We start from the raw sequence: 9529 nt of genomic DNA on the forward strand, positions 1-9529 counted from the left end.
GGGTCAGCAGCGTCTCCAGCACCGGTGGCGGCAGCCCGGGCAGCAGGTCGCGGACGCGCCCGTCCAACTCGCCGCGCAGCCGCCCGAGGTCGGTGGCGCGGGGCGGGTGCCCGAGCAGCTCACCGGCCAGTTCGCGCAGCAGCGGTGGCGCCAGCGCCGCCATGCCCAGCCCCACGTCGGCCGGGGCCCGGCGCAGCTCCTTGCGGAGCCGGTCCCGGTCGCCGGAGCGGACGCCACCCACCACTCGGCGCAGCAACTCCTGGGAGTCGTCCACCCGCTCGTCGGGTTCGTCGTCGCTGCCCTCGCGCCCGCCGGTCAGCTCGGCCACCCGCACCGACCACCAGCGGCGCATGCGCACCTGCTCGGCCGGCTCCGGCGCGACCGCGGTGGGCCCGGACGCCGGTGGCGTGTCGTGTCGGGGAGCGCGTTGCTCGGGGCGGGGGGCCGGGGCGCCGTCCGCGCCGAGCCCGATCGCCGTCAGATAGGCCGACAGTTGTTCCTGGGCCACCCGCAGCGCGTAGCCGGCGCTCTCGGCGTGCTCGGTGGCGGCGGACAGCTCGGGCACCCCCATCGGGTTGGCCGACTCCTGTCGTACCCAGCGCAGGCGCTCCGCGGCCAGGCCGAACTTCTCCAGCGCCTGCCCGAGCAGGGCCACCGGGAACTCCTCGGTGGCGGCACGGACCTGCCCGCCGACATCCTCGATGATGGACATGGCGGCCTACAGGGTGGAGACGTAGAGCTGCGCCTGCTCCACCGCGACAAGTGTCGCGGCGAGACACTCCTCCAGCTCCTGGCTGGCCTGGGTCAGCGACGCCTGGGCCGCCTCCACCGTCTCGTGCCCGCTGCCCTCCAGCGCCCCGGCCAGGGTCTGCTGTGCCTCGGACAGTTTCTCGCCGGCCGCCTGCACGGCTGTCTGCCCGTCCCCGATCTGTTGGAGGGCGACATCGATGGCAGCCTTCAACTCGGCGACGCTCGCCACGGCGGAACCTCCTGGGGGCGGGGAGATCTCCATTAGAGCCTATCGGCGGTCCCGAAAGAACATCCGCCCTGTCGGTGTTCCTGCCCGCCTGTCCGGAAGGCCCTCGGAAGTGCCGGGAGTCCGATCTGTGGGAGTCCCAGTGCGAGATTTTCTCAGTTGCTGGTCGGGTTCTCGCGGAGCCAGCGCGGCCCGTACACCTCGGCGCCCAGCGCCGTCACGCGCCCGCGCAACTCCCGGTCGGCGGTGACCACCAGCCGGCGCCGCCGCAGCGCGCCCTCCACCAGCTCGACCACCGTGTCGTCGCCGGAGCCGGCGGCGGAGACCACCCGCACGCCCTCGGTGCCCGGCACGTCCCGCGCGGCCCCCTCGACCACCAGAACCACCTCCACCGGGGCGGTCAGCCGGGCCGGCAACCCGATGGTCGCCACCGGGGCGAGCGAGTCGCGCAACCGGGCCGCGGCCCCGGCCCGGTCACGCCACCACCCGTTCGGGCGGGAGCCGACCACGTTGGCGCCATCCACGATCAGCAGGGGGGTCTCATCCATCCCGTCAGCCTGCCACCATCGGCCGGCCCTGGCCCGACGCCACTCCCGGAATGCCGGTGCTCCGCCACCTGCGGCGTTTGTCGCGGCGCGCGCCGGGTAGCCCCTGCCGACCGTGCCGAGCCCTACTGCGGAGGACAGACATGATGGGACCCGGTGACATCGGCTCCGACCCGTGGGACGAATTCCTGGCCAGGTACTTCGGCCGGGGCGAGGGAGGGCGCCGACCGCCGCACCGGGTCGACATCACCCGACTGATGACGGCCGACGCCCGGGAGATGCTGGCCGACGCGGCCCGACGGGCCGCGCAACGGCAGAGCAGCGACCTGGACACCGACCACCTGCTCTGGGCGGCGCTGCAACGCGAACCGCTACGCGACCTGGTACGGCGAGCCGGGGCCGACCCGGACACCCTGCTCAACGCCCTCGGCGGAAAGGGCGACGGCGCGCCGCGCGGGGAGGTGCCGCCGAACCTGTCGTTGACCCCGGCCGCCAAGCGGGCGCTGCTCGACGCCCACCAGCTGTCCCGGGCGATGGGCGCCAACTACATCGGCCCCGAGCACATCCTGATGGCGCTGCCGCTCAACCCGGAGTCGCCGGCCGGGCGGATGCTGGCCGCCGGCCGGATCCAACCCGAGTCGTTGCAGGCCGCCAACGCCGAGCGCGGGCCGATGAACGGGCCGAAGCCGGACCGCGGCACCCCCACCCTGGACCAGTACGGGCAGGACCTCACCGACCTGGCCCGCAACGACCAGATCGACCCGGTGGTCGGCCGGGCCGACGAGATCGAACAGGCCATCGAGATCCTGTCCCGGCGCACCAAGAACAACCCGGTGCTGATCGGCGAGGCCGGCGTCGGCAAGACCGCAATCGTCGAAGGGCTGGCCGAACGGATCTGTGACGGCGACGTGCCGCAGACCCTGCTCGGCAAGCGGGTCGTCCAGCTCGACCTGGCCGGCCTGGTCGCCGGTACCCGCTACCGGGGTGACTTCGAGGAACGGCTGAAGAAGGTGATCGACGAGATCCGGGCGCACCGGGACGAGCTGATCATCTTCATGGACGAGATCCACACCCTGGTCGGGGCCGGTGGCGCCGGCAGCGAGGGCGGAATGGACGCGTCCAACATGCTCAAACCCGCCCTCGCCCGGGGCGAGCTGCGGGTGATCGGCGCGACGACGCTTGACGAGTACCGCAAGAGCATCGAGAAGGACGCCGCCCTGGCCCGGCGCTTCCAGCCGGTGCTGGTGCCCGAGCCCAGCGTCGACGACACCATCGCCATCCTGCGCGGGCTGCGTGACCGGTACGAGGCCCACCACCAGGTGCGCTTCACCGACGAGGCGCTGGTCGCCGCCGCCGAGCTGTCCGACCGGTACGTCACCGACCGGTTTCTGCCGGACAAGGCGATCGACCTCATCGACCAGGCCGGCGCCCGGGTGCGGTTGCGGACCCGCACCCCCGCGTCCGACGTGCGCGAGCTGGAGCAGGAACTCGACGACGTACGCCGAGACAAGGAACAGGCCGTCACCGACGAGCAGTACGAGCGGGCCTCCGCGCTGCGCGACCGGATCGCCGAGTTGGAGGAGGACATCCGTCGCGCGAACGGCGAGGACGGCTCGTCCGGCTCCCAGGTGCCCGAGGTGGGCCCGCAGGAGATCGCCGAGGTGGTCTCCCGGGCCACCGGCATCCCGGTCAGCCAGCTCACCGAGGAGGAACGCGACCGGCTGCTACGCCTGGAGGGTCACCTGCACCAGAAGGTGGTCGGTCAGGACGACGCGGTGACCGCGGTCGCCGAGGCCGTGCGCCGTTCCCGGGCCGGGCTGGCCGACCCGGAGCGGCCGATGGGCAGCTTCCTGTTCCTCGGCCCGACCGGTGTCGGCAAGACCGAGCTGGCGCGGGCCCTGGCCGAGGCGTTGTTCGGCGAGGCGGACCGGATGGTCCGGGTGGACATGAGCGAGTTCCAGGAGCGGCACACCGTCAGCCGGCTGGTCGGGGCGCCGCCCGGATACGTCGGCTACGAGGAGGCCGGTCAGCTCACCGAGGCGGTGCGTCGCCGCCCGTACGCGGTGGTGCTGCTCGACGAGATCGAGAAGGCCCACCCGGACGTGTTCAACATCCTGCTCCAGGTGCTCGACGACGGGCGGCTCACCGACAGCCAGGGTCGCACGGTGAACTTCAAGAACACCGTCCTGATCATGACGAGCAACCTCGGCTCCGAGCTGATCACCGGCGCCCAGCGCTCGGTCGGCTTCGGCACCGGGGATGTGGGCAGCGAGCAGGAGAGCAACGAGCTGCGGGAGCGGCTCATGCGCCGCCTGCAGGAGAACTTCCGCCCGGAGTTCCTCAACCGCATCGACGAGGTCATCATCTTCCGCCGGCTGGAGGCCGAGCAGCTGCGCGACATCACCGCGCTGCTGCTGGAGGAGACCCGCCGCCGCATGCACGCCCAGGACCTCCAGGTGGAGTTCACCACCGCCGGCATCGACTGGCTCGCCGAGCACGGCTACCAGCCGGAGTTCGGCGCCCGCCCGCTGCGCCGGGTGATCCAGCGTGAGGTGGACAACCACCTGTCCCGGATGCTGCTGGAGTCGGCGATCTCGCCGGGGCAGAAGGTCACGGTGGACGTCCGCGACGGCGCGCTCACCTTCGACGTGACCGCGGGGGAGCGGGGGTACACCGCCGCCACGACCACCCACCCGCGATGAGCGGGCCGGAACGAGGGGACGACCACGAGGACCCGCACCAGCGCGCGGAGCCCGCGAAGACCCGGGACGAGGACGACCATCCCGGCCCGATCCTGGCGCCGCCCACCGCGAACCCCCGCCGGACGCGGGTGCCCGCGGAGGGCCTGCACCCGAAGACCGACCAGGACGACCCGGAGACGTCCGGGCCGCCGCCCGGAGAGGAGACCTGATGGTACGCGAAGCGCGGCTCGACCCCGAGGTGGAAGTGCTCTGGGAGGACTTCCACGCCGAGGTCAACGTCCCGTCGGAGCAGCTGCGGACCTGGCTGCTGACCCGGGGCTCGGGGGAGGAGTCGTTCGGCCCGAACCCGAACCTCGACCTGCCCCAGCCGGGCCGGGAGATCCTCAAGGTGCTCAACAAGCGCAAGGTGGACCTCACCCCGGAGGACATCGAGGTGATGCGGGAGGCGGTCGAGCGGATCCGGGAGCTGATGGACGCCAAGCCGTCACGCGGCAGCGCCGACGACACCTGGCGGCACTCCCTGCTGGACCTGGGTCACGACCCGCTCGTCGAACGCTGAGCGACCGCACGACGGTGCCGTCCCGAATCCGGGACGGCACCGTTCGGCGTCCTGCTACTGGCCCTTGTCGGATTCCAGGCTCGCGATCGTCAGGCCCGCCGCGTCGGCGGCGGCGTCCCGGTCGCCTCGGGTCTGGTCCTCCCGGGTGAGCAGGTTGGCGTACTCGGTCACGTCGGCCGGGTCGGGCACCGTGGGCAGGCGGCGCAGAAACGCCTCCACCGCACGGGTGGCGGCGGTGTGCGCGGCAGCCGCCTGGCGCAGCAGTTCGCGGTCGTCGGCGGGCGGGTAGAGGTCGGTCATGTCCGCCAGATACCCGGCCCACGGCGGTTCGCACCGCCAACGGCCGGGAATACCGGCCGGTCAGCCCGGTCGGACCCCGGTGGGTTGCCGGACCCCGAACCCCGGGTTGCGGGGCAACCAGGCCAGGTACGCCGGGTGCGGCGCCAACGAGTCGACGTACGCCGCCTTGGCCGTCTCCAGCACCAGCTCCGCGCCCTGGGCGGCGGGGGAGTCCGGGTGCCAGCCGAGCAGGAGCCGCCAGCGCAGCGGCGTCCCGGCGAGTTGACGGGTGACCAGACCGCTCACCGGGCGGAACGTCGCCTGGCACAGGGCCACCGCCACGCCGGCCTCCACCAGGTCGACGCAGCCGCGGATGTCGGTCTCGTACACCTTGCGGGGGGTGAAGCCGGCGCGGGCGCAGGCGGCGGCGAAGCAGTCGGCGAAGCAGCCGTCGCCCGGCGCGGCGACCCACTGCTCGTGGCGCAGGTCGGCCAGGCGTACCTCGTCCTGCGCCGCGAGGGGGTGGGTCTCCGGCAGCAGCACCAGCACCGGGTCGACGGCCACCTCCTGCCAGCTCAACCCGAACCCGGCCGACGGGCTGGCGTCGCCGCAGACGCCGGCCAGCGCGAAGTCCAGTCGGCCGCCGGCCACCAACTGCGCCAACTCGTCCACCGACCAGGACGCGTACGTGGTGATCTGGGCGGGCGGCTGCTCGGCCGCCAACCGGTGCACCAGCCGACCCAGGATCGGGCTGTTCACCCCACCGAAGCGGTAGCACGGTGGGGTGTCGCCCGCCCCGGCCAGCCGGGCGGCCTCGTCCTGCAGGCCCTTCATGGCCGGTAGCAGCACCCGGGCGCGGGCCAGCACCAGCTCACCGAGCGCGGTGGGCCGGGCCCCGCGCCGGTCCCGGTCGAACAGCGGGCCGCCCAGCGTCCGTTCGATGCGTTGGAGCTGGGCGGTGAGCGCTGGCTGGGCCAGGCCGAGCGCCGACGCGGCCTTCGTCACACTTCCCGTCTCCGCGATCGCGCAGACCACCCGCAGGTGACGCAGCTCCAGGTTCATAGGGTGACGGTAGGACTACGCGTCTGCTGGCGGAATAGCCCGAGCGGATCGGTGATAATGAATGCATTGCCGGCCGGTGCCGGTCACCTGTCGCGCGGTGGCTCCGGCAGGTCCGCCAGGTACGTCGGCCGGCGCGTCACCACGTCGAGGACCTTGTCCACGACCCCGACCGCCGGCTCCACGATCCGGTTCCACGGAGGAGTGGCCGGCGTGCCCGGGTGCGGTCGGGTCGGCGCCGCCTCCTCGGCGATCTCCAGCCGGTTGCCGAGCCGGATCAGCTCCTCCTCGGTCGCGACCGTGCGCAGCTCGGCGACCAGCCCGCCCACCCCGTGAACATGCCGGCGGACCCGCTCGGCGACCTCGGTCAGCGCCTCGTCCGTGAGCCCCTTCAGGGCGCCCAGCAGGGCCGCGTCGGCGTTGATCTCCGCGTCCACCCGCTCGGTGGCCGTCGGCAGCGCCGCGCGGACCGCCGGCAGCAGGTACTGCTCCTCGGCGGACAGGTGCCGCGACAGCGCGGCGGTGAGCACCGGAAGCCCCTCCTGCGGCGTGGTGTCCGGGCCGGAGAGCTGCTCCAGCAGCGCCAGCAGTTGCCGGTGCTCCCGGTCGACGATGTCGGCGATGCTGCGACCAGCGGGTCGGTAGCCCTCCTCGGGTGCGGGCGCGGGCGGCAGCGGCGGCAGGGGAACAGCGGACATGGTGCCCTCCTCGACTGGCGGGCGGAAGCTCCGGCAGGGACGTACGGTCGTGGGCGGCGATACCCGAACGCGGCCACGGCGAAACCGACCCGTCGATGCGTCCACCCGCGCCGCCCTGTCGACCGGCTCGGGCTGGTATGAAGAGGCGATGACGAGCGATGCCGCCTCCGCCCGACCCGACCCCACCGCAGAGGTCGTGGACCTCTGCCGCGACCTGCTGCGCATCGACACCACCAACACGGGCGACAACGACACCAGCGTCGGCGAGCGCCTCGCGGCCGAGTACGTGGCGGAGAAGCTCGCCGAGGTGGGCGTGGAGTCCGTCCTGCACGAGTCCGCTCCGGGCCGGGCGAACGTGGTGGCCCGCATCCCGGGCGCCGACCCGAGTCGGGGCGCGCTGCTGGTGCACGGCCACCTGGACGTGGTGCCCGCCGACGCCGACGAGTGGTCGGTGGACCCGTTCTCCGGCGAGCTGCGCGACGGCTACCTCTGGGGCCGGGGCGCCATCGACATGAAGGACTTCGACGCCATGGTTCTCGCCGTGGTGCGGCACTGGCAGCGCACCGGCGTACGACCCCCGCGCGACATCGTGCTGGCGTACACCGCCGACGAGGAGGCGGGCAGCGACTACGGCGCACGTTTCCTGGTCGACAACCACCGTGGCCTCTTCGACGGCTGCACCGAGGCGATCGGTGAGGTCGGCGGCTTCTCCTACTCGGTCAACGACAACCAGCGGCTCTACCTCATCGAGACCGCCGAGAAGGGCATCGACTGGCTGCGGCTGCACGCCAAGGGCCGCCCCGGGCACGGCTCGATGATGCACGACGACAACGCCGTCACCGCGCTCGCCGAGGCGGTCGCCCGGATCGGCCGGCACCGCTTCCCGGTGGTGGTCACCGACACCGTGCGGGCCTTCCTCACCGAGGTCTCCGACCTGCTCGGCATCGAGTTGGACCCGGACGACCCGGAGACGGCCATCGCCAAGCTCGGCCCCATCGCCAACATCATCGGCGCGACCATCCGCAACACCGCCAACCCGACCCGGTTGAGCGCCGGCTACAAGGACAACGTCATCCCCGGCCGGGCCACCGCCACCATCGACTGCCGCAGCCTTCCCGGCCAGTCCGAGCTGCTGGAGCGGCAGCTGCGCGAGCTGGTCGGCCCGGACATCGCGATCGAGTACGTCCAGCGGCAGCCGGCGTTGGAGACCACCTTCGACGGTGACCTGGTCGAGGCCATGTCGGCGGCCCTGCGCGCGGAGGACCCGGGGGCGCGGCCCGTTCCGTACATGCTCTCCGGGGGCACCGACGCCAAGGCGTTCTCGCAGCTCGGCATCCGCTGCTTCGGTTTCGCCCCGCTCCGGCTGCCCGCCGACCTGAACTTCTCGGCGTTGTTCCACGGCATCGACGAGCGCGTTCCGGTGGACGGACTACAGTTCGGCGTGCGGGTTCTCGACCGGTTCCTCCGCACCTGCTAGCCGTGTCCGGCCGTGGCCGCCGGCGCGCAACCTCCCCATCGTGAAGGGACTGCCCCACATGACCGACCAGCATGGTGAGCTGGACGCCGCTCTCGAGCGGGTGATCGAAGCGGCCCGCCACCACCTGGCCGCCGTACGCGCCGCGCAGGGCCGCGTCGACGACGACGACGTCTGGCAGGCGTACGTGGCGTTGAACAACGCCTCCTTCGCGTACGACGAGCAGCTGCTCGACGCCTTCGGCGAGGTGACGCCGTGGGATGTCGACTCGATCGACCCGGACGAGGCCGACGAGCGTTTCGGCGGCGGCGAGGGCGCCGAGGCCAGCGACCCGCACCCCCGGGTGATCTCGGTGCGTCAGCGTCGTGACTACCGGGTGCCGAGCGTCTCGGCGCTGCTGCGGGTGGCCGAGGCGGCGCGCCGCGAGGGCACCCCGGAGGACGACGAGCCGGCCCCGGTGGAGGGCGTCGGCGAGGCGGTGCTGGAGCTGCTGCAGAGCGGTGACGGCTCGCTCGGCGCGTTGGACGTCCCCGAGTTGGAACCGCTCGACGGGGTGGTCATGGTCAGCGAGGTCGGCACCCCGGTCGACCTGGAGTCGTTCGACGACGACGACGCGGTCGGCCCGTTCCAGCCGGCGGCCGACGACCGGCTGGTCGGTCGGCTCGACGAGCACCCGTTCCTGGAGCTCGACGACGACCACGACCACGCCGGGCACCAGCACTAGGCCGGGTGCCGCCCGGGGCCGACTCCGGCCCCGGGCGGCACCGCCCGGTCGTCAGTACGACAGACCCGGCTGCGGCTGGTTGACCCGCCGACGACGCAGCACCACCTGGCGCGTGCCGTCCCGGTACAGCCGCACCCGGGCCAACTCCCATCCGGAGAACTCCGCCTGGATCGCCAACTGCGCCGCGGCGGTCAACCGGTCGACGTTCGGCGGCAGCCGCAGTGGCGCGTACTCGTAGTCCATGCCATCCATGCTGCCCAGCCCAGCGGCCGTTCGCCACCCCCTCCGGGGTGACCAACGACGCTGCCGTGGGCGGTTCGTGCCGCCCCGTGCCCCTCTCGCGCCGATCTCGCAGTTTCGCCAGCCGGGACGAGTGGGAACGCCCTGCCGCGACAGCACCTGCACGATCGCGGAAAGGGGCCGCCTCCGGCCGGTCGATCATGGAGTTGTGGGGTCTGGTTCAGCCGTGTCACGGCCACTTCGTCGCCCACCACAACTCCATGATCGGCGAGG

General features: G+C 72.8%; 11 protein-coding genes and 1 pseudogene. 5 read left to right on the top strand and 7 right to left on the bottom strand.

The features are described 5' to 3' along the window. From PSH25_RS17980 to PSH25_RS17990, 3 genes and pseudogenes are all read right to left on the bottom strand, one after another. Positions 1-712: pseudogene (locus PSH25_RS17980) on the bottom strand (hypothetical protein); the annotation flags it as partial. Positions 713-718: 6 nt separating this feature from the next. Further along, complete coding sequence (locus PSH25_RS17985; RefSeq protein ID WP_030332749.1) at positions 719-979, bottom strand: hypothetical protein; 261 nt, start codon at positions 977-979, stop codon at positions 719-721. Positions 980-1131: 152 nt separating this feature from the next. Continuing rightward, the gene (locus tag PSH25_RS17990) at positions 1132-1524 is read right to left on the bottom strand and encodes a PIN domain-containing protein (protein ID WP_238660178.1); all 393 of its coding nucleotides are present in this window, start codon (positions 1522-1524) and stop codon (positions 1132-1134) included. Between the two features lie 140 nt (positions 1525-1664). Between PSH25_RS17990 and PSH25_RS17995 the strand changes: the two genes are divergently transcribed. From PSH25_RS17995 to PSH25_RS18005, 3 genes are read left to right on the top strand one after another with little or no spacing between them, the layout of a single operon-like run. Further along, positions 1665-4223 carry an ATP-dependent Clp protease ATP-binding subunit gene (locus PSH25_RS17995; RefSeq protein ID WP_238660179.1) on the top strand — a complete coding sequence of 853 codons (2559 nt, stop codon included), beginning with the start codon at positions 1665-1667 and terminating at the stop codon, positions 4221-4223. After that, positions 4220-4432: a hypothetical protein gene (locus PSH25_RS18000; RefSeq protein WP_238660180.1), complete on the top strand. Its 213-nt coding sequence runs from the start codon at positions 4220-4222 to the stop codon at positions 4430-4432. The genes PSH25_RS17995 and PSH25_RS18000 overlap by 4 nt, the downstream gene beginning before the upstream one ends. Then, entirely contained in the window at positions 4432-4782 is a 351-nt protein-coding gene (locus PSH25_RS18005) for a DUF3140 domain-containing protein (protein WP_238660181.1), read from the top strand. The genes PSH25_RS18000 and PSH25_RS18005 overlap by 1 nt, the downstream gene beginning before the upstream one ends. A 54-nt stretch (positions 4783-4836) precedes the next feature. Here PSH25_RS18005 and PSH25_RS18010 read toward each other — a convergent pair whose 3' ends face one another. The 3 genes from PSH25_RS18010 to PSH25_RS18020 form a co-directional block, all read right to left on the bottom strand. Beyond that, the gene (locus tag PSH25_RS18010; RefSeq protein ID WP_238660182.1) at positions 4837-5082 is read right to left on the bottom strand and encodes a hypothetical protein; all 246 of its coding nucleotides are present in this window, start codon (positions 5080-5082) and stop codon (positions 4837-4839) included. A 60-nt stretch (positions 5083-5142) separates the two neighbouring features. Beyond that, on the bottom strand, positions 5143-6123 hold the full coding sequence (locus tag PSH25_RS18015) for a LysR family transcriptional regulator (protein ID WP_238660183.1): 981 nt from the start codon (positions 6121-6123) through the stop codon (positions 5143-5145). Between the two features lie 83 nt (positions 6124-6206). Further along, entirely contained in the window at positions 6207-6818 is a 612-nt protein-coding gene (locus PSH25_RS18020; RefSeq protein WP_238660184.1) for a hemerythrin domain-containing protein, read from the bottom strand. A gap of 148 nt (positions 6819-6966) precedes the next feature. On the opposite strand from PSH25_RS18020, the gene PSH25_RS18025 reads away from it, so the two are divergent. Together PSH25_RS18025 and PSH25_RS18030 are read left to right on the top strand one after the other, a co-directional pair. After that, positions 6967-8295 carry a M20/M25/M40 family metallo-hydrolase gene (locus PSH25_RS18025; protein ID WP_238660185.1) on the top strand — a complete coding sequence of 443 codons (1329 nt, stop codon included), beginning with the start codon at positions 6967-6969 and terminating at the stop codon, positions 8293-8295. A 58-nt stretch (positions 8296-8353) separates the two neighbouring features. After that, positions 8354-9016, top strand: a complete 663-nt coding sequence (locus PSH25_RS18030; protein WP_238660186.1) for a hypothetical protein — start codon at positions 8354-8356, stop codon at positions 9014-9016. 51 nt (positions 9017-9067) lie between these two features. Here the strand turns inward: PSH25_RS18030 and PSH25_RS18035 are convergent, their stop codons facing one another. Continuing rightward, positions 9068-9259 (bottom strand): DUF5703 family protein, encoded by a 192-nt coding sequence (locus PSH25_RS18035; RefSeq protein WP_013734349.1) that lies wholly within the window; start codon positions 9257-9259, stop codon positions 9068-9070. Between the last annotated feature and the right edge of the window lie 270 nt (positions 9260-9529).

Origin of the sequence: Micromonospora foliorum, from assembly GCF_022229015.1 — a bacterium.
Lineage (GTDB): Bacteria > Actinomycetota > Actinomycetes > Mycobacteriales > Micromonosporaceae > Micromonospora > Micromonospora foliorum.

Coding starts and splice junctions, on each gene's coding strand:
- PSH25_RS18015 (WP_238660183.1), bottom strand. CDS start 6,123: ATGAACCTGGAGCTGCGTCACCTGCGGGTGGTCTGCGCGATCGCGGAG.
- PSH25_RS18035 (WP_013734349.1), bottom strand. CDS start 9,259: ATGGACTACGAGTACGCGCCACTGCGGCTGCCGCCGAACGTCGACCGG.
- PSH25_RS18005 (WP_238660181.1), top strand. CDS start 4,432: ATGGTACGCGAAGCGCGGCTCGACCCCGAGGTGGAAGTGCTCTGGGAG.
- PSH25_RS18030 (WP_238660186.1), top strand. CDS start 8,354: ATGACCGACCAGCATGGTGAGCTGGACGCCGCTCTCGAGCGGGTGATC.
- PSH25_RS18025 (WP_238660185.1), top strand. CDS start 6,967: ATGACGAGCGATGCCGCCTCCGCCCGACCCGACCCCACCGCAGAGGTC.
- PSH25_RS18010 (WP_238660182.1), bottom strand. CDS start 5,082: ATGACCGACCTCTACCCGCCCGCCGACGACCGCGAACTGCTGCGCCAG.
- PSH25_RS17995 (WP_238660179.1), top strand. CDS start 1,665: ATGATGGGACCCGGTGACATCGGCTCCGACCCGTGGGACGAATTCCTG.
- PSH25_RS18020 (WP_238660184.1), bottom strand. CDS start 6,818: ATGTCCGCTGTTCCCCTGCCGCCGCTGCCGCCCGCGCCCGCACCCGAG.
- PSH25_RS18000 (WP_238660180.1), top strand. CDS start 4,220: ATGAGCGGGCCGGAACGAGGGGACGACCACGAGGACCCGCACCAGCGC.
- PSH25_RS17990 (WP_238660178.1), bottom strand. CDS start 1,524: ATGGATGAGACCCCCCTGCTGATCGTGGATGGCGCCAACGTGGTCGGC.